The following is a 19,384-nucleotide window of genomic DNA, read 5'->3' as shown; positions in this document are numbered from 1 at the left end:
CGGGTTCTCAGCGGCTTCCTCGCGAGGACGGCTTTTTCCCTCGTGGCGGAGCCACTCGGGAAAAAGATCCCGCAGCGAGGAAGCCGCTGAGGTTCCGTTACCCGACCACCAGAACAAGACGACCGGAAGCCCCTCAAGGCCGCTGGGTGCGGGAGACGGTGTCGCTCACTGCCCGTACCAAGTCGACCACGCGCGGCCCCCAGCGGCCGGCGACGTCGTCGTCGAGGGCGATGACCCGGTTCTCCCGCACGGCGGTGAGCGTGTCCCAGCCGGGGCGGGTGGCGGTGGACTGCGGGGTGGCGCCGCAGCACTTCGCGTCCGCCAGGAAGATCAGGTCGGGGTCGGCCTGCACGATGCGTTCTTGGGCCAGCTGCGGGAAGTCGTTGCCCGCGCCGCCCGCTTCGTCGGCGATGTTGGTGAGGCCGAACAGCCCGTACACGCCGCCGATGAAGCTGTTCGAGGTGGTGGTGTAGAAGTCCGGGCTGACTTCGTGGAAGTAGCTCAGCGGCTCCGGCGGCTTCGGGGTGTCGGCGACGATCTTGGCGATGTCGTCGCGCATCCGCCGCGTCACGTCGTGGGCCTGCCTGCTGTGCCCGGTGGCCTGGCCGAGGGTCTCGATCTGCGCGTACGCCTCGTCCAGGGACGCCGCCGACGGCGTGACCAGCACCGGGATCTCCAGCTCGTGCAGTCCGTCGACGAGCTTGCCGGCACCTTCGGGTGCGATGACCAGGTCCGGGTCGTGGCCGGCGACGGCCGCGGCGTCGCTGGTGAGGCCGCTGAGGTCGGTGCGCGGTGCGTGCGGGGGGAAGGTGGAGAACTGGTCGGTGGCCTTGACCTGCTCGCCCGCGCCGATGGCGTACAGCGATTCGGTGGCGGTGGGGCTCAGCGACACGATGCTCTTGGGCTGCTGGGGCAGCGTCACCGGCTCTTGGCCTTCGATGGTGATCTGCGCGGGGAACGCGGCGGCCGGGTCCTCGACCGGGGCTTCCGGTGCGGGGGACGGTGTGCGCGTGGCGCACGAGGTGCCGGCGAACAGCAGGGCCAGCACGGCCAGCAGCAGGGCGGGAATGCGGCGGAACCCGAGCATGACGTCCTCGTGGTCGGGCCGGTGCGCCACGTGTGCGCGCCGGGTGCGGTGGCTGGCGGCGACGCCGCGCGCGAACGCACCGGAATTCGCTGCCACGAGCGCCCCGAGCTGGAAAGATACCAGGAACTGATCGTCACTCGCGGAGACCGGGTGCGGATCCCCGCCGTCCACCTGCGGCGGGTGGCGCGGTTCGCTGGGAAGTCGGAATATTCACGCCGGCCGAGAGCTGACTTGCGGTGCTGCTTCCGGGTATCGTGCTTGTTAAGGTTCGGCGAACTCGGGTCGTGGCAAGGGTGCCCGTCGTGGCCTGGTGCTTGAAGAATCCGACCGCTCCGCTCGCCGGAACGGCGGTCTCTGCGGCTCGCACTCCACTGCCGCTTTCCGGCTCGCCGACCGGAGCTGCTTTCGCCGAGCGCGGTGCCCTTGCCCGGCTCGGCCGATCATCCGTCCAGCGCCGGACGCCCACGCGGGCCAGCGTCGTCCCGTGCCCGGAAGAGATCACCGCGCACGTCGCGGTGTTCTCCCAGCACGAGAACCGACGAGGGAGGTTTGCGCAGTGGTCTTCTCTGCCTTTCCCGCCGCGCAGGGTCTGTACGACCCCGCCGCCGAGCACGATTCCTGCGGTGTCGCCATGGTGGCCGACGTCCAGGGCCGTCGTTCGCACGGCATCGTGGCCGACGCGCTGACCGCACTGGCGAATCTCGATCACCGCGGGGCCGCTGGGGCGGAACCGACCAGCGGTGACGGTGCGGGACTGCTGGTGCAGCTGCCGGATGAGCTGCTGCGCTCATGTCCGGGTTTCGACCTGCCGGAGCCGGACGAGGCCGGCCGGGCGCGCTACGCGGCGGGCATCGGGTTCCTGCCGGTGGATCCGGAGCGCCGCGCGGAGGCGGTGTCCCTCGTGGAGCGCCTCGCCGCCGAGGAGGGCTTGCGCGTGCTGGGCTGGCGGGACGTGCCGATCGCGCCGGAGCGGGCGGGTGTCGGCACGGCCGCGCTGGAGTGCATGCCGCACTTCTCGATGCTGCTGGTCGAGGGCCTCGCGGCCGAGGCCGGGCTGGAGCTTGAGCGGTTGGCGTTCTGCCTGCGCAAGCGCGCCGAGCGGGAGTCGGTCCGCGCGGGTGCCGAGCTGTACTTCGCGTCGCTGTCGGCGCGCACGTTGGTCTACAAGGGAATGTTGACCACCGAGCAGCTGCCGCTGTTCTTCCCGGACCTCACCGATGAGCGGCTGGCCTCGGCGATCGCGGTGGTGCACAGCCGGTTCTCCACGAACACCTTCCCGTCGTGGCCGCTGGCGCACCCGTTCCGCTACATGGCGCACAACGGCGAGATCAACACGATCCGCGGGAACCGGAACCGGATGCGTTCGCGGGAGGCGCTGCTGGCTTCCGACGTGATCCCCGGCGACCTGTCCCGGCTGTACCCGATCTGCGCCGACGACGGCTCGGACTCGGCCTCGTTCGACGAGGTGCTGGAGCTGCTGCACCTGGGCGGGCGGAGCCTGCCGCACGCGGTGCTGATGATGATCCCGGAGGCGTGGGAGAACCACGCCGAGATGGATCCGAAGCGCAAGTCGTTCTACCGGTTCCACGCGGGCCTGATGGAGCCGTGGGACGGCCCTGCCTGCGTCACGTTCACCGATGGGTCGCTGGTAGGCGCGGTGCTGGACCGCAACGGGCTGCGCCCGGCGCGGTGGTGGCGCACCGCCGACGACCGCGTGGTGCTGGCCAGCGAGTCCGGGGTGCTGAACCTGAAGCCGGAGGAGATCGTCGCGAAGGGCCGGTTGCAGCCGGGCCGGATGTTCCTGATCGACACCGAGCAGGGCCGCGTCGTCGACGACGACGAGGTCAAGGCGGCGCTGGCCGAGCAGCACGCCTACGAGGAGTGGCTGCACGCGGGCCAGTTGAACCTGGGGCAGCTCGCCGACCGCGAGCACGTGGTGCAGAGCCACGAGTCGGTGGTGCGCAGGCAGCTGACCTTCGGCTACACCGAGGAGGAGCTGGCGCTGCTGCTGGCGCCGATGGCCTCCGGCGGCGCGGAGCCGCTGGGGTCGATGGGCTCGGACACGCCGCAGGCCGCGCTCTCGCAGCGCTCCCGGCTGCTCTACGACTACTTCGTGCAGCACTTCGCGCAGGTCACGAACCCGCCGCTGGACGCGATCCGGGAGGAGATCGTCACGTCGGTGGCGCGCGTGATGGGGCCGGAGCAGAACCTGCTGGAGCCCGTCGCGGCGTCCTGCCGGCACGTCGTGCTGCCCACCCCGGTGATCGACAACGACGAGCTGGCGAAGCTCATCCACATCAACTCCGACGGCGACCTGCCCGGTTTCGCCTGCACCGTGCTCTCCGGCCTGTACGAGGCCGACGGTGGCGGTGAGGCGCTGGCCGAGGCCGTCGAACGGGTGCGCCAGGAGGCTTCCGAGGCGATCAGCGCGGGCGCACGGGTACTAGTGCTCTCCGATCGGGATTCCGATCACCGGATGGCGCCGATCCCGTCGTTGCTGCTGGTCTCCGCCGTGCACCACCACTTGGTGCGCACCAAGGAGCGGCTGAAGGTCGCGCTGGTGGTGGAGAGCGGCGACGCCCGCGAGGTGCACCACATCGCCGCGCTGCTCGGTTTCGGCGCCGCCGCGGTCAACCCGTACCTGGCCTTCGAGACGATCGAGGACATGATCGCCACCGGCCAGATCACCGGGATCCGGCCGCGGGTGGCGATCCGCAACTACGTGCAGGCGCTGGTCAAGGGCGTGCTGAAGGTGATGTCGAAGATGGGCATCTCCACCGTCGGCGCTTACACGGCCGCGCAGATCTTCGAGTCCGTGGGCCTGTCGAAGGAGCTCGTCGAGGAGTACTTCACCGGCACCGGCACCCAGCTCGGCGGGGTCGAGCTGGCGGTGCTGGCCGAGGAGGTCGCGCAGCGGCACCGCCGCGCCTACCCGGACAACCCGACCGACCGGGCGCACCGCAGGCTGGAGGTCGGCGGCGAGTACTCCTACCGCCGCGAGGGCGAGCTGCACCTGTTCTCGCCGGACATGGTGTTCCTGCTGCAGCACGCCACGAAGACCCGCAAGGTCGAGGCCTACCGCAAGTACACCGAGGAGTGCGACCGGCTGGCTCGCCAAGGCGGCACGTTGCGCGGCATGTTCGAGCTCAGCAGCGGCCGGGACCCGATCTCCCTCGACGAGGTCGAACCGATCTCGGAGATCATGAAGCGGTTCGCCACCGGCGGCATGAGCTACGGCGCGATCTCCGCGGAGGCGCACGAGACGCTGGCCATCGCGATGAACCGCATCGGCGGCCGTTCCAACTCCGGTGAGGGCGGGGAAGACGCCGACCGGCTCTACGACGAGGAGCGCCGCTCCGGCATCAAGCAGGTCGCCTCCGGCCGGTTCGGCGTGACCAGCGAGTACCTGGTCAACGCGACCGACGTGCAGATCAAGATGGCGCAGGGTGCGAAGCCCGGCGAGGGCGGTCAGCTGCCCGCGCACAAGGTGTACCCGTGGATCGCGAAGACGCGGCACTCCACGCCGGGCGTCGGGTTGATCTCGCCGCCGCCGCACCACGACATCTACTCGATCGAGGATCTCGCGCAGCTCATCCACGACCTGAAGAACGCCAACGATCAGGCGCGGGTGCACGTGAAGCTGGTCAGTTCGGTCGGCGTGGGCACGGTCGCGGCGGGGGTCAGCAAGGCGCACGCCGACGTGGTGCTCATCTCGGGCCACGACGGCGGTACCGGCGCGGCGGCGCTGACCTCGCTCAAGCACGCGGGCACGCCGTGGGAGGTCGGGCTGGCCGAGACGCAGCAGACGCTGCTGCTCAACGGCCTGCGGGACCGGATCACGGTGCAGGTCGACGGCGGCATGAAGACCGGCCGCGACGTGGTGATCGCGGCGCTGCTGGGCGCCGAGGAGTACGGCTTCGCGACCGCCCCGCTGGTCGTCGAGGGCTGCGTGATGATGCGCGTCTGCCACCTCGACACCTGCCCGGTGGGCGTGGCCACCCAGAACCCGGAGCTGCGCCAGCGCTACACGGGCCAGGTCGAGCACGTGGTGAACTTCTTCGAGTTCGTCGCCGAGGAGGTCCGCGAGCACTTGGCGCGGCTCGGCTTCCGCACCTTGGACGAGGCGATCGGCCAGGTGAGCGCGCTGCGCACCGATGAGGCCGTGGAGCACTGGAAGACGACGGGCCTGGACCTGACACCGGTGTTCGCCGAGCCGGAGACGCCGTACTCGCCGGTGCGCCGCCGGGTGCGCGAGCAGGACCACGGGCTGGAGCACGCCTTGGACCGCACGGTGATCCAGCTGGCGGAGGCGGCGCTGGAGGACGCGCATCCGGTGCGGCTGCGGCTGCCGGTGCGCAACGTGAACCGGACCGTGGGCACCTTGCTGGGCGCGGAGGTCACCCGCCGCTTCGGCGGCGACGGCCTGCCCGACGACACGATCCACGTGGAGCTGGAGGGCTCGGCGGGGCAGTCGCTGGGCGCGTTCCTGCCGCCGGGCGTGACGCTGGAGATGATCGGCGACGCCAACGACTACGTCGGCAAGGGCCTCTCCGGTGGGCGTGTGATGGTGCGCCCCGATCCGGCTTCGGCGTTCGCCGCGGAGGACCAGGTGATCGCGGGCAACGTGATCGGCTACGGCGCCACCGCGGGCGAGCTCTTCCTGCGCGGGCAGGTCGGCGAGCGGTTCTGCGTGCGGAACTCGGGTGCCACGGCCGTCGCCGAGGGGGCCGGGGACCACGCCTTCGAGTACATGACGGGTGGTCGCGCCGTGGTGCTCGGCGGTACCGGGCGCAACGTCGCGGCGGGCATGTCCGGCGGCATCGCCTACGTGCTGGACCTGGATCCGGTGCGGGTGAACACGGCGATGGTGGACGTGCAGCAGCCGACGGCGAAGGACCTGCGGTGGTTGCAGGACATCGTGCGTCGCCACCACGACTTCACCGGTTCCACGGTGGCGGCGTCGCTGCTGGGCGACTGGACGCGGCGGTCCGCCGCGTTCGCGAAGATCATGCCGCGCGACTACGCGCGGGTGCTGGAGGCGATGCGGCTGGCCCGCTCCGAGGGCCGCGACGTCGAAGAGGCGATCATGGAGGCGTCCCGTGGCTGACCCGAAGGGTTTCCTGAAGTTCTCCCGGGCCGAGGCCCCGAAGCGCTCCTACGACGAGCGGCTCGGCGACTGGCGCGAGGTCTACGCGGCACTGTCCACATCGGACCGCAAGGCGGAGGTGTCCACGCAGGCCGCGCGCTGCATGGACTGCGGCATCCCGTTCTGCCACTCCGGTTCGGCGGGGTGCCCGCTGGGCAACCTCATCCCGGAGTGGAACGACCAGGTCCGCCGCGGCCACTGGGACCAGGCGAGCGAGCGGCTGCACGCGACGAACAACTTCCCCGAGTTCACCGGCAAGCTCTGCCCGGCCCCCTGCGAGGCGGCGTGCGTGCTGGCGATCTCCCCGGACGCCGGGGGAGCGGTGACGATCAAGCGGGTCGAGGAGACCATCGCGGAGGTCGCCTGGGAGCACGACCAGGTGCAACCGCGGCCCGCCGAGGTCGGCACCGGCCACCGGGTCGCCGTCGTCGGCTCCGGGCCTGCCGGGCTCGCCGCGGCCCAGCAGCTCACCCGCGCCGGGCACGAGGTGACCGTCTACGAGCGCGACGACCGCCTCGGCGGCCTGCTCCGCTACGGGATCCCCGAGTTCAAGATGGAGAAGTCCGTCCTGGACCGCCGGTTGGGGCAGATGCGCGCCGAGGGCACCAAGTTCGTGACCGGCTGCGAGGTCGGCGCCGACGTGACGGTGGAGCAGCTGCGGGCGGGCCACGACGCGGTGGTCCTCGCGGTGGGCGCGCTGCGCGGCCGGGACGACCGCGTGGTGCCCGGCCGGGACCTCGACGGCGTGCACCTGGCGATGGAGCACTTGGTGCCCGCGAACAAGGAGGTCGAGGGCGACGGGCCGACGCCGATCTCCGCGCGCGGCAAGCACGTCGTCATCATCGGCGGCGGCGACACCGGCGCCGACTGCTACGGCACCGCCACCCGCCAGGGCGCGCTGAGCGTGACGCAGCTCGACCAGTACCCGCAGCCGCCGACGCGGCGCGACGACGACCTGTCGCCGTGGCCGACGTGGCCGTACATCTTGCGCACCTACCCGGCGCACGAGGAGGCCGGGGAGCGGAAGTTCGCCGTAGCCGTGGAGGAGTTCGTCGGCGACGACGACGGTCGCGTGCGCGCGGTGCGGCTGCGGGAGGTGCGCGTGGAGCGCGACGCCGACGGCAAGCGGCAGGTCGTGCCGGTCTCCGACGCCCCGGAGGAGGTGCCGTGCGACCTGGCGCTGTTCGCGATCGGCTTCGAGGGCGTGGAGCACATGCCGCTGCTCGACGGCCTCGGCATCGAGCTGTCCGGCCGCGGCACCATCGGCTGCGGCTCCGACTGGGAGACGTCCGCGCCGGGCGTGTTCGTCTGCGGTGACGCGCACCGCGGCGCGTCGCTGGTGGTGTGGGCGATCGCGGAGGGCCGTTCGGTGGCGAACGCGGTGGACGCGCACCTCACCGGTGCCTCCGACCTGCCGTCGCCGGTGCACCCGACGGCGCTGCCGCTGGCGGTGGTGTAGCCGGTCCCGCTGGACCGCCTCGCCCGGCGGGGCGGTCCAGCGGATCAGTCCCGGACCAGGCGCGCCGTGTAACCGGCGTCGACGAGCCGCAGGTAGGCGGCGTGCACCTCCGCGGGCACGTCTTGCGGCGCGGCGAAGCCGAGTTCGGCGTAGCGGGTGATCCGCTGCGTGTCGCCCACCAGCATGGTGATCACCCGGTGCGGGTCGCCGATGCTCTCGACGTGCTCCTCCAGCGACTGCGCGGTCGCGGCGCAGCGGAATTCGGCCTCGGGCCAGCGCTTCCGGGCCGTCGCGAGGGCGCGGCGCTGCTGGTAGGGGCGGGAGATCAACGTGACCTGGGCGTGCAGCAGGCCTTGTTCGGCCAGCAGCGCGCGGGTGAACTCGATGTTCTCCCCGGTGTTCGTGGCCGCCGTCTCGACCGCGATGGCCGACTCGGGGACGCCGAGCTCCAGCGCGTGCTCCCGGAAGTGCACCGCCTCACCGCGCGGGAACCGCTCGACGGTGGTGGGCGCGTTGGCGCCGGTGAACACGATCCGCGGAAACCAGCCTTGGTGGTACAGCTCGGCGGTGCGCGTCGCGACTCCGAGGTCGTGGCTGCCGAGGCCCACGCCCACGTCGCAGCGGCGCGGCTCGTGCCGGAGGTCGTGGTAGTCCCACAACGTCCGCACGTCCGCCGCCGACTCCGCCGGTACCGCCACGGCGCTCACCCCTCTCGTCGCCCGTCCCCGCGGCCACCCCGCCGGATCACCGGCGGGGGCCCGAAGAATCTCACAAGATCGTGCGGCCAGGCCCGGCGAACTCGCGGCGTGCGACCGTTCCCGGCCGCGAGAACCGGCCGCGATCTCCGCCACCGCCGGGGGCGTGAGCGACTTCACGGGTTGCGCCGGTTCCCACGTGGACTGTTGGTTGCGGCGACACCTACCTGATGGGATGGCCCCACGGCGCCGCACGGGCTTCCGCGCCGCGTTCCGGACCGAACGGAATCCCTACTACTTCGTGGAGTGCGTCGCATGAGACTGGTGCGTTACCAAGCGGCGTCCGGCCCCCAGTCCGGGGCGCTGGTGGGCGGGGTGCTGCACCCTCTTCCGGAGCCCACCGCGGAGGTGCCGATCGGCGACCCGTTCGGCAGCCCCGAGTCGTTGCTGGTGCCGGTGCTGCCGAGCACGGTGTTCGGCGTGGCGAGCAGGGTCGATGCCGAAGGCGAGGTGCTGCCACCGGCGACGTTCCTGAAAGCGGTGGGCAGCGTGGCGGGACCGGGCGATGCGATCCCGCTGCCGGCCGGGATCGGGCTGGTGGAGGCGGCGGCCGAGCTGGCGGTGGTCGTGGGCGCTCCGATGTGGCAGGCGGATCCGGAGCTGGTGCTCACCCGCGTGCTCGGCTACACGATCGCGCTCGACGTCACGGCCCGCGACGAGCAGCGCCGCGATCCGCTGTGCACGGCGGCGAAGAGCAGGCGCGGCTTCACGCCGCTGGGCCCGTGGATCGAGACGAGGTTCGACGCCACCGACGCGGCGATCACGTTGCGCCGCAACGGCGACCGGGTCGCGACGGGATCCACCGCGGACCTGGTCCGCAGCATCCCGGAAACCCTGTCCCACCTGTCCACGCTGGTCGAGCTGGCCAAGGGCGACGTGGTCCTCACCGGCGCCCCCGGCACGATCAGCCCGATCGAACCGGGCGACTCGCTCGTGGCCGAGATCGACGGAATCGGCGCGCTCACCAGCCGAGTGGTCAGGACCTGAACCCCGAGCGAGCGGCACCGCAGCGGGCTCTCGGCGTTCTCCTCGCGAGGACGGCGACTTCCAGCGTGGCGGTGCCGCTCGTGGCAGTGCTCCTGCGGCGAGAAGAACGCCGAAGTTCCGCTCCGCGACCCCTACGCGAGCCCCCCGAGCACCGACGGCACCCCTGATGAGGTGTGCACGACCCCGAGGCGTTGGGTGGCTCGGGTGAGCGCTACGTACAGGTCGTTGAGCCCGCGCGCGGACTCGCCCAGGATCCGGTCCGGGTCGGCGACCAGCACCGAGTCGAACTCCAAGCCCTTGACCTGGTCCACGGTGAGCACCACGACCCGCGCCTCCAGCTCGTCCTGCTGGGCGCCGACCTCGGCTTCCGGCACCTTCTCGGCGATCCGCCCGCCGACCTCGGCGAGGTGTTCCGGCGGCAGCAGCACGGCGAGCGTGCCGTCGACGGCGTCGAGTTCGGCGCGCACCAGTTCCGGCAGCACCTCCGGCAGGTCCGCCTCCGGCACCTGCCGGGTCCACGGCGCGTGCCCGCTGGTGCGCACCGACGCCGGCGGTTCCAGGTCGGTGTCCATCGCCGCGAGCACGTCGGCGGCCACTGACATGATCTCCGCGGGCGTCCGGTAGTTCACCGTCAGCTCGGCGAGCTGCCACCGGTCCATCACGTACGGCGAGAGCACCTCGTGCCAGGAGGCCGCGCCGCCGAGCGCGCCGGTCTGCGCGATGTCGCCGACCAGCGTCATCGACCGGCTCGGGCACCGGCGCATCAGCACCCGCCACGCCATCGCCGACAGTTCCTGCGCCTCGTCGACGATGACGTGCCCGAACGTCCAGGTGCGGTCCTCGGCGGCGCGTTCGGCGGCGGTGAGGTCGCTGCGGGTGCGGTGGCGCTGCGCGAGCAGTTCGGCGTCGAGCACGTCGGAGACCCGCAGCCGCTCCTCGTCGGCGATCTCCTCGTCCTGCTCCATCAGGTGCAGCACGCCCTGGGCGTAGGCGAGCTCTTCGCGTTCCTGGCGGGCCTGCTCCTCGCGCGCCTTGGTGTCGTCCTCGCCGAGCAGTTCGGCCAGCTCGTCGAGCAGCGACGCGTCGGCGGGCGTCCACGCCGAGCCGGGTGCGCGCAGCAGGGCTTGGCGCTCCCGGTCGGTGAGGTGCTTGCGGGCGGCGGTGGTGAGCCGCTTCGGCACGCTCAGCAGGTCGTCGAGCACCCGCTGCGGCGTCAGCTGCGGCCACAGCGAGTCGAGGACCTCGGTGACGGCGTCGTCGGCGCGCAGTTCGGCGCCGATGTCGTCCAAGTCGCGCCGGTCCAGCAGGTCCCGGCCGAGCCGGTCGGCGACCTGGTTGGTCAGGCCCGAGATCATCTCCTTGCGGAAGATCTTGCGCGCGTGGTTGTGCGGTTTCCGGGACCTGCGGGCGCGGCTGCGGGCGTTCGAAACGAGGTTCTTGCCCACCGACAGCGGCTCCCGGTCGAACAGGACCTCGATGGGTTCCTTCGGGACCTGCTGGCGGTCGCGCACGGCCGAGTTGAGCACGTTCACCATCACGCCGCGCCCCTTGATCTCCGCCGCCTCGGCGGATTCGGGGGCGGTGGCCGAGACACCGGGGAACAGCTCCCCGGCCGTGGACAGCAGCACACCCGTCTCGCCGAGCGAGGGCAGCACCTGGCCGATGTAGCGCAGGAACGTCGAGTTCGGCCCGACCACGAGCACGCCGCGCTTGGTGAGCTGTTCGCGGTAGGTGTAGAGCAGGTACGCCGCGCGGTGCAGCGCCACCGCCGTCTTGCCGGTGCCCGGACCACCTTGCACGACCAGCACCCCGTTCATGGGGGCGCGGATGATGCGGTCCTGCTCGGCCTGGATGGTGGCGACGATGTCGCCCATCTGCCCGGTTCGCCGCGCGTCCAGCGCCGCCAGCAGCGTCGCCTCCCCGGCCAGGCCGAGGTCGCTGCCCTGCTCACCGGCGTCGAGGTCGAGGATCTCGTCCTCCAGGTCGACCACGGTGCGCCACTTGCTGCGCAGGTGGCGGCGCCGCCACACGCCGTCGCGGGCGGCGGCGGTGGCCAGGTAGAACGGCCGGGCCGCCGGAGCGCGCCAGTCGATCAGCAGCGGCTCGTACTCGCGTTCCTCGTCGAACAGGCCGATGCGTCCGATGTGGAACACCTCGTCGCTGTCCAGGTCGAGCCGTCCGAAGCACAACCCGTGCTCCACCGCGCTGAGCTGGGTCAGCTTGTCGGTGTACATGGTGGTGGAGATGTCGCGTTCGGTGCGCGCCTGCGGCGTGCCGCCGGTCTGGCGCAGCGTGTCGGTGAGCCGTTTCGTGGCGTCCCGGCGGAGTTCGTCGAGTTTGTCGTAGAGCGTCGAGACGTACTGCTGCTCGGCGGTCAGGTCGTCGGTGCGGTCGGGTCCCCGATCTGCTCGGGCGTTGGACAACTTGGCTCCACCTTGTGCTCAACATGATGTGTCGGACCGGAGGTGCCGACGGGCCGTGAATGCGTCCCCGGCGAGAGTCCGACCAACCATCATACCGGCAGTCGATGACCGCCCCGTGCCGCTAGCGGCACCTCCGACGGGCCCCGTGCCGCTGCTACGGCAGCCCGGCAGGCGCTGTGCCGCTGCAGCAGCACCCGATGGGAGCCGTGCCGCTGCAGCGGCAACTCCGAAAGCTAGAGCAGCATCTCCAGCAGGCAGATGACGACGAACGACACGACCGACAGGATCGTCTCCATCGCCGACCACGTCTTGAGCGTCTGCCCGACGGTCATCCCGAAGTATTCCTTGACCAGCCAGAACCCGGCGTCGTTGACGTGCGACAGGAACAGCGAACCGGAGCCGATGGCCAGCGCCACTAGCGCCCCGTGCACCGGGTCCAGCCCCGCGACCAGCGGCGCCACCATCCCGGCGGCGGAGATGGTCGCCACCGTCGCCGAGCCCGTCGCGACCCGGATGCCGACCGCGATCAGCCAGGCCAGCAGCAGCGGTGACAGGTGCGCGCCCGCCGCCACGTCGGTGATCATGGTGTTGACCCCGGAGTTGACCAGGGTCTCCTTGAACCCGCCGCCCGCGCCGACGATGAGGATGATGCCCGCGACCGGCGGCAGCGAACCGCCGATGATGCCGGACAGCGCGGTGCGTCCCAGCCCGGAACGCGGCCCGAGCGTGGCCATCGCGATCAGCACGGTCAGCGTCAGCGCGACCACGGGGGTGCCCAGCGTGTCCAGCGCGACGTAACCGGCGCTGCCTTCGGTCAGCGCGAGGTCGGCGACGGACTTGCCGAGCATCAGCACGACCGGCAGCAGCAGCATCACCACCGACAGCGCGAAACCGGGCCGCCTGCCCTCGTCGTCCGGGCCGGGCGTCTTGCCCAGCAGCGTCGAGGCCGGGGGCAGTTCCACGCGCTTGGCGATGAACGAGCCGAACAGGGGTCCGGCCACCACGGCGGTCGGGATGGCCACGACGATGCCCAGCGCCAGGGTGGTGCCGAGGTCGACGCCGAGCGCGTCCACCGCGGCCAGCGGGCCGGGGTGCGGCGGCACCAGGCCGTGCAGGATGGACAGCCCCGCCAGCGCGGGAATCCCGATCCGCAGCATCGGCTGCTCGGAGCGGGCGGCGACCATCACCACGATCGGCACCAGCAGCACCACGCCGACCTCGAAGAACATCGGCAGCCCGAGCAGCGCGGCGATGAACACCATCGCCCACGGCAAGGTGCGCCGGGTGGTGCGTTCCAGGACCGTCTCCACGATCTGCTGGGCGCCGCCGGTGTCGGTGAGCAGCCTGCCCAGCATCGCGCCCAGCGCGACCAGCAGTCCCACGTCGCCGACGGTCTTGCCGAGTCCCTCGGTGAAGGTGTCGACGAGGTCTTCGAACGGCATCCCGGCGACCACGCCGAGCGTGGTGGCGCCCAGCGCCAGCGCCAGGAACGGGTGCATCTTCACCCAGCTGATCAGCACGACGATCACGGCGATGCCGCTGACCGCGGCGGCCAGCAACCGGGTGTCGTGGCTGCTCCACGCGCCGGGTGGCGCCTGCGCGAGCAGGGTGCCCGCGACGGGCAGGGACATCAAAGGCATGAGGGGCTCCTCGCTGAGCTCGGTGCGCGGCCCACCTTAAGAGCAGATCGCCGAAAAGTATGACTTTTTCGGCTCATGAACCGATTAAGTCTGCTCTGTTAACCGAGTCACGAGGCATAGTGCGGGCGACGGCCGGCTCCGAACGGCTCGCGTCCTGCCGCCACTCGGCCGCACGCCCCTGCGGGGCGAGCGGTCGGGCACCGGTGCCTAAATTGGAGCGAACGGATGAGGGGAGCCTGGTGAGCGGCGGACTGCACGGGCAGGTGGTCGACGTGCTCGGCCACGAGATCAGCGCGGGCGAGCACCCGCCCGGCACCGTGCTGCGCATCGACGGGCTGGAGCAGCGGTTCGGCATCTCCCGCAGCGTCGCCCGCGAGGTGGTGCGCACGCTCGCGTCGATCAGGCTGGTGGTCAGCCGCAAGCGCGTCGGAGTCGTGGTGCGTCCTCGCGCCGAGTGGAACACCTTCGACCCGGCGCTGATCCGCTGGCTGCTCGCGGTGGACCGGTCGGCGCAGGTCCGGACCTTGGTCGAGCTGCGCACCGCCGTCGAACCCGTCGCCGCCGCGGCGGCGGCCAGGCACGCCGGCCACGAGCAGGCCGCCCGCCTCGTCGGCCTGGCGGAGCGGATGGTCGCCACCGCCCGCTCCGGCGACCTGGAGACCTTCCTGGAAGCCGACGTCGACTTCCACGGCCTGGTGCTGGCCGCGTCCGGCAACGAGATGTTCGCGCAGCTGCGCGACGTGTTCGGCGAGGTGCTGCGCTGGCGCACCGGGCACGGCCTGATGCCGGAGCACCCGAAGCCGATCGCGGTCCGCCTGCACTGCGAGATCGCCGAATGCATCCGGGGCGGCGATCACGAGCGCGCCGAGTCGGCGATGCGGGAGCTGGTGCAGGAGGCGTTCGAGGGAACCCTCGAACGCCTCACCACCGAGCAGCAGGGCGATCAGTAGCCCTCGTAGCCACCGCCGGAGCCGACACCGACGACGCCGGGCACGTTCGACACCGAGCCGTAGCGATCGATGGAGTACCGGGTCGCGGCCACGATGTTGTCCACCGGGTTCCAGATGTCCTGGTGCCCGGGAACCGCGAACGAGTGGAACGTCGGGTCGATCGTCTGCATCAAGCCCTTCGACGGGGTGCCCGCCGAAGCGTTCGAGTCCCAGTCGTTCGCGGCCATCGGGTCGCCGCCGGACTCGTGCTCGATGATCGTGCGCAACGCCGCCGGATCGATCTGGTCGCGCGGCACGCCGTGGGCTTCCAGCACCGCGGTGGCCTGGCTGATCCAGCCGTCCACGGGGTCGGCGGGTGCACCGCCCAGTCCCGGACCGGCGTTCGGGGGACTCACCGGTCCGGGCTGGACGTGCCCGGCCGCCGGGGCGGCGGCGCGGAACTCGGGGGCTTGTTCCGCCGCGGGGGCTCCGCCGAGCACGGCGCTGAGCACGCCGGTGGCGACGACGGAGGCGGCGATCTGGACGGTCCGCATCTTCGGGGTGAGGCGGTGCGGACCGATGGCCTCGCTGGTGCTCCACAGCTCCCGCAGCGCGGGGACCGCTTTGTCGTGGAGCCGGTGCAGCAGCGCGGTCGGGGACTTGGGGCTGGTGGCGCTGTCGTGGGTGGTCAGGGCCTCGGGGAAGGTGTGGTCGGGGGAACTCACGAGGACCAACAGTCCCTCACCGCCCGTGTGCCTACATCGCGGTTTCCACGTGTGCAGGTACCTACTTTCGTAGATCCGCGTGCTGGGAAACCCGTTTCCCGTCACGGAGGGTGCAACGGCGAGCGGGTGTCGGAGTCGGCCGCGCTGGGCGATCTCCGAGCCGGCCGGCACGGGAGGACGACCGGTGCGGCGAGGGCCCGGCGTCGGCGGCCGAGCCTTCCCGCCGCCGGGTGCTCACGTCAAGACGAACGCCGACCCGCCAGCCATCCGGCGATCTGGGCGCGGGAGGAGAAGTCGAGCTTGGTCAGGATGTGCTGCACGTGGCCTTCCACGGTGCGCTGCGCGATGACCAGCGTCTCCGCGATCTCCTTGTTCGTCCTGCCCTGCGCGACGAGTTCGGCGATCTCCCTCTCCCGCTTGGTCAGCGTCGTCGCGGTCAGCTCGTCCGGGGCGACGCTGCGCGTCGTCCGCTTGAGTTCCAGCGCGTAGTCCACCGCCGATTCCGGCGACATCTCGTAGCCGCGGTCGAAGGCCTCCCGGTAGGCGCGGTCGCCCAACGCGCGGCGCGCGCCCTGCTCGTTCTCGTCGTGCGAGGCATGGAACCGCCCGTAGTACTCAGGTGCGGCGCGCACCGCGTCCCACACCGCCGAAGCCGCGCCGAACAGGCGTGCCGCCCGCTCGTCGCGGCCCAGCCCGTGCGCGATCCACGCCAGGATGTCGATGGTGAACGCGCTGGAGAGCCGGTTGTCCAGCGTGCGCTGCAACCGCAGCGCCTCCTTCGCCGCCGTCTCCGCCCGCGCCGAGGCCCCGCGCAGGATCTCGATGTGCGCGCTCGCCCACAGCGCTGCCGAGCGCCACAGCAGTTCGCCGCGCCCGGTCGCCGCCTCGATGCATTCCCGCAGCAGCCCGATCCCGCTGTCCCGATCGCCGCGGAGCCCTTTGACCAGGCCCAGCGCGAACAAACCGAACCATTCCCCGTAGAGCGCCTCCAGGTCCCGGAACCGGCCGAGCGCGTCCGCGAGCAGTTCCTCCGCCTCGGCGAGGTCGTCGCGGAAGAACGCCGCCATGCCCCGGATCTGCGTCACGTACGCGAGTTCGTACTCGTCGTCGTGCTCGGCGGCCAGCGCCGCCGCCTCGTCCAGCAGCGGCAGCGCGGTGGCGGTGTCGCCTTGCATCAGCGCGAACCACGCGTTCGCCCGCAGGCCCGCGGGCCGCTCCGGGGTGTCCGGCGGGACGTGTTCCAGCGCGGTTTCCAGCCAGTGCCGCGCTTCCCCGTTGAGCCCCCGGATGCTCCAGAACGGCGTGAGCCGCGACGCCAGCCGCAACGCGCCCGGCGCGGTGCGCCGCTCGTGCGCCGCGGTGTCCAGCGCGAGCCGCAGGTTGTCCAGGTCCAGCCGCAGTTCCCGCACCCACGCCGCCTGGTGCGGGCCGAGCCAGTCCGCCGCGAACCGGTCGGCGAGCTCCGCGTACCAGTCGTGGTGGCGGGCCAGCACCCGCTGCCGCTCCCCGGAGGCGTCGAGGCGCTCCTGTCCGTAGTCGCGCAGCGCGTGCAGCAACCGGAACCGCACTTCACCGGCTTCTTCCTCGCGCACCAGGATCGACTGGTCGACCAGCGAGTGCATCGCGCCCAGCACGTCGACCCGGCTGAGCCCGTTGCTGGCCACGTGTTCGGCGGCGGCCAGCCCGAAGCTCCCGGCGAACACCGACACCCGCGCCCACGAGATCCGGTCCTGCTCGGAGCACAGCTCGTAGCTCCAGTCGATCAGCGCCCGCAGGCTCTGCTGGCGCGGCGGCGCGCCGCGACGCCCCTCGCTGAGCAGGTTGTAGCGCTCGACGAGCCGCTCCTCCAGCTGGTGCAGCGACAGCGACCGCAGCCGCACCGCGGCGAGCTCGATCGCCAGCGGGTTGCCGTCGAGCCGCGCGCACAGCCGCATCAGCACCGCGCCGTCCTCGGCGGTGACCTCGAACTCCGGCACGGTCGAGCGCGCCCGGTCCAGGAACAGCCGCACCGAGGAGAACTGCTCGTAGGACTCCGGTGGCGGCGGGGCGTCGAGGTCGGGGATCTGCATCGGCGGCACCACCAGCGTCGCTTCCCCGGCCACGCCCAGCGACTGCCTGCTGGTGGCGAGGACCCGCACGCCGGGGCACCAGCGCAGCACCGAGTCCACGAACAGCGCGGCGTCCTCGATGACGTGTTCGCAGTTGTCCAGCACCAGCAGCATCTCCCGGTGCCGCAGGTGTTCGACGACGGCGTCCACGTCGGTGCCCGAGGAGGGCCCGCCGAGGCTGAGCTGTTCGACGGCGGCGTCGGCGAGCAGGGCGCCGTCGCGGAGCTCCTCCAGGTTCACGCACCACGCCTTGTCCCGGAAGATCCGCCGCATGCTGGAGGCCACCCGCAACGCCAGCCGGGTCTTGCCGACACCGCCCTGGCCGGTGAGGGTGACCAGCCGGGATTCGGCGAGCAGGCGTTTGGTCCGGGTGATCTCGTGTCGCCGGCCGACGAAGCTGGTGACGTCGACCGGTAGGTTGCCCGCCGGCTCGCGGACGCGGGCCGACCGCGCGCTGGAGACCACGCCCCGAGCCTAACCCGGCTTCACCCTGTCGGTCCGGGCGATCTTGCAGGTCAGCGGCTTGCCAAGGTCAACCGGGAGCGCGCGAGATCGACGTAGTGCGCCTGTCCGGCGCGCAGTCCGTGCAGTCCGAGCGAGACGGTGCGCCGGAACTCGGCGAGTTCCACGACGTGGTCGTGCAGCGACTCCCGCGCGCGCCCACCGGCGGCGGCGTAGGCGGCCAGCAGGCGTCGCAGCCCGTCCGGCCCGAACGCGGCGCAGGGGGCGGCGAAGTCCTGCGCCGCGTCATCGATCGCGGCGTCCGCCCAGTCCAGCAGGCCGACGAACCTCCCCACCTGGTCGACCAGCGTGTGGTTCGGGCTCAGGTCCCGGTGCACCGGCACGCCCGCGCCGAGCCAGTACCGGTCGTCGGCGAGCCAGCGCCGCCACCGCTGCGCCCGGTGCTCGGGTACCGCCAGCCTGGCTACCCCTTCGGTGAGCTCGGCGTCGATCTCCGCTCGCAGCGCCTGCGGCCCGCTGACCTCGACGCCGGTGGTGGCCAGCAGCGGCGGTGGGGTGCGGTGCAGCGCCGCGATGACCTCGCCGAGCCGGGCCAGGTAGTCCTCGTCGGCCGTCGCGAAGGGCACGTCGAGGGTGAGCGGGTCCTCCGCCGCCAGCGGCTCGCCGCTCAACCGCCGGTAGGCGACCAGGTCAGGACCGTGGATCTCCCAGTTCGGCAGTTCCACCGGCAGGCGTGGCCGCAGCACCTCCAGCAGCCGGGCTTCGGCGGGGATGCGCGCCGCGACGTCCGCCCGGCGCGGTTCCCGCAGGACCCACCGCGTCCCGTCGCGCGCGGTCGCGAGGTGCACGCGGAAGTCCCAGCCGGTCTCGTTCACCTCGTCGATGCGCACGTCCAGCCCGTGCGCGCGGGCCACGTCGATGATCATGTCGGCACGTTAACGGGCGACGGCGATCGGTGTCCTCGGAAGCAGCGGGACTTTCGGACCGTTTCCGAGTGCGGAGGCGCCACATGTTCCCCTGCGGTTTTCCGAAGTCACAGCGGCATTCGGCCGGACACGACCGGAAGTGCCCGCGGAATTACGCTGGAACGGTCGTCGAACGGAGCCGATGACCGGGCGGAGAAGTTCCGCCGCGCGCATCGGATCCCCATTTCGCCGTATTCCGGGGGTGTACGCGATGCCATTCCACTTGCGCGAGGACGAGTTCTCCGATCACCCGGCCCGACGTGGGTCGCGCACGCTGATCGTGCTGCTCAGCGCGCTCACGATGACCCTGGCTCTGTGCGGTGGCGCGGTCGCCGCCGGTGCGGCCGGGAGCTCCGCGGAACCGGTCGCGGGCGAAGGCGCGCCGCGGAAGGTGACGGTCACGATGGTCGACTACCGATTGCTGATGCCGTCGCACCTCCCACCCGGCCGCTACACGTTCCGGGCGGTGAACCGGGGAATCGCACCGCACGCCTTGGAGATCAAAGGACCCGGCGTGGTGAACAAGCGCACCATCACGGTGAAGACGGGGCAGTCCGCGGATCTCACCGTCACCTTGACCCGCGGCACCTACGATTTCTGGTGCCCGGTCGGAAACCACCGGCACGTCGGAATGCAGCTTTACGTGCACGTCGGCTGAGCGGCCCGCCGGGGTGCGAGCCGGAAAAATCGAGAGCGCG

12 protein-coding genes are annotated in these 19,384 nt (G+C 71.7%); 5 read left to right on the top strand and 7 right to left on the bottom strand.

Annotation, left to right across the window (positions count from 1 at the left end; translation table 11 throughout):
• Window positions 1-133: 133 nt before the first annotated feature.
• Entirely contained in the window at window positions 134-1,183 is a 1,050-nt protein-coding gene (locus OOZ19_RS28255; protein ID WP_323055188.1) for an ABC transporter substrate-binding protein, read from the bottom strand.
• Between the two features lie 460 nt (window positions 1,184-1,643).
• On the opposite strand from OOZ19_RS28255, the gene gltB reads away from it, so the two are divergent.
• Together gltB and OOZ19_RS28245 are read left to right on the top strand one after the other, a co-directional pair.
• On the top strand, window positions 1,644-6,194 hold the full coding sequence (gene gltB, locus OOZ19_RS28250) for a glutamate synthase large subunit (RefSeq protein ID WP_266093213.1): 4,551 nt from the start codon (window positions 1,644-1,646) through the stop codon (window positions 6,192-6,194).
• A complete protein-coding gene (locus OOZ19_RS28245) occupies window positions 6,187-7,692 on the top strand; it encodes a glutamate synthase subunit beta (protein ID WP_266093212.1) in 1,506 nt (501 codons plus the stop codon). Before gltB ends, OOZ19_RS28245 begins: the two co-directional genes overlap by 8 nt.
• A gap of 44 nt (window positions 7,693-7,736) precedes the next feature.
• Here OOZ19_RS28245 and OOZ19_RS28240 read toward each other — a convergent pair whose 3' ends face one another.
• A complete protein-coding gene (locus tag OOZ19_RS28240) occupies window positions 7,737-8,390 on the bottom strand; it encodes a YdcF family protein (RefSeq protein ID WP_416309519.1) in 654 nt (217 codons plus the stop codon).
• Window positions 8,391-8,702: 312 nt separating this feature from the next.
• Between OOZ19_RS28240 and OOZ19_RS28235 the strand changes: the two genes are divergently transcribed.
• Entirely contained in the window at window positions 8,703-9,434 is a 732-nt protein-coding gene (locus OOZ19_RS28235; RefSeq protein WP_266093210.1) for a fumarylacetoacetate hydrolase family protein, read from the top strand.
• A 131-nt stretch (window positions 9,435-9,565) separates the two neighbouring features.
• On the opposite strand, the gene OOZ19_RS28230 is transcribed toward OOZ19_RS28235, so the two are convergent.
• Together OOZ19_RS28230 and OOZ19_RS28225 are read right to left on the bottom strand one after the other, a co-directional pair.
• A complete protein-coding gene (locus tag OOZ19_RS28230) occupies window positions 9,566-11,857 on the bottom strand; it encodes a HelD family protein (protein WP_266093209.1) in 2,292 nt (763 codons plus the stop codon).
• A 233-nt stretch (window positions 11,858-12,090) separates the two neighbouring features.
• Complete coding sequence (locus OOZ19_RS28225) at window positions 12,091-13,497, bottom strand: GntT/GntP/DsdX family permease (RefSeq protein ID WP_266093208.1); 1,407 nt, start codon at window positions 13,495-13,497, stop codon at window positions 12,091-12,093.
• A 239-nt stretch (window positions 13,498-13,736) separates the two neighbouring features.
• On the opposite strand from OOZ19_RS28225, the gene OOZ19_RS28220 reads away from it, so the two are divergent.
• Entirely contained in the window at window positions 13,737-14,447 is a 711-nt protein-coding gene (locus tag OOZ19_RS28220) for a FadR/GntR family transcriptional regulator (protein ID WP_266093207.1), read from the top strand.
• On the opposite strand, the gene OOZ19_RS28215 is transcribed toward OOZ19_RS28220, so the two are convergent.
• From OOZ19_RS28215 to OOZ19_RS28205, 3 genes are all read right to left on the bottom strand, one after another.
• Window positions 14,441-15,151 (bottom strand): transglycosylase SLT domain-containing protein, encoded by a 711-nt coding sequence (locus OOZ19_RS28215; RefSeq protein WP_266093206.1) that lies wholly within the window; start codon window positions 15,149-15,151, stop codon window positions 14,441-14,443. The genes OOZ19_RS28220 and OOZ19_RS28215 overlap by 7 nt on opposite strands.
• A gap of 239 nt (window positions 15,152-15,390) precedes the next feature.
• Window positions 15,391-17,724, bottom strand: coding sequence for an ATP-binding protein (locus tag OOZ19_RS28210; RefSeq protein WP_266093205.1), 2,334 nt, complete (start codon window positions 17,722-17,724; stop codon window positions 15,391-15,393).
• Window positions 17,725-17,774: 50 nt separating this feature from the next.
• On the bottom strand, window positions 17,775-18,647 hold the full coding sequence (locus OOZ19_RS28205; RefSeq protein WP_266093204.1) for a phosphotransferase: 873 nt from the start codon (window positions 18,645-18,647) through the stop codon (window positions 17,775-17,777).
• Window positions 18,648-18,897: 250 nt separating this feature from the next.
• Here OOZ19_RS28205 and OOZ19_RS28200 point away from each other — a divergent pair, with 250 nt between their 5' ends.
• Window positions 18,898-19,344, top strand: coding sequence for a hypothetical protein (locus OOZ19_RS28200; RefSeq protein ID WP_266093203.1), 447 nt, complete (start codon window positions 18,898-18,900; stop codon window positions 19,342-19,344).
• Window positions 19,345-19,384 lie beyond the last annotated feature (40 nt).

Source organism: Saccharopolyspora sp. NFXS83 (assembly GCF_026241095.1).
In the GTDB taxonomy this organism is placed as follows: domain Bacteria; phylum Actinomycetota; class Actinomycetes; order Mycobacteriales; family Pseudonocardiaceae; genus Saccharopolyspora_C.
The sequence above is the reverse complement of the archived record's forward strand: the minus strand, read 5'-3'. Positions and strand labels throughout refer to the sequence as shown.

What these genes read in the sequence shown, in the direction of transcription:
- OOZ19_RS28235 (WP_266093210.1), top strand. Translation starts at nt 8,703, where the DNA reads ATGAGACTGGTGCGTTACCAAGCGGCGTCCGGCCCCCAGTCCGGGGCG.
- OOZ19_RS28225 (WP_266093208.1), bottom strand. Translation starts at nt 13,497, where the DNA reads ATGCCTTTGATGTCCCTGCCCGTCGCGGGCACCCTGCTCGCGCAGGCG.
- OOZ19_RS28205 (WP_266093204.1), bottom strand. Translation starts at nt 18,647, where the DNA reads ATGATCATCGACGTGGCCCGCGCGCACGGGCTGGACGTGCGCATCGAC.
- OOZ19_RS28200 (WP_266093203.1), top strand. Translation starts at nt 18,898, where the DNA reads ATGCCATTCCACTTGCGCGAGGACGAGTTCTCCGATCACCCGGCCCGA.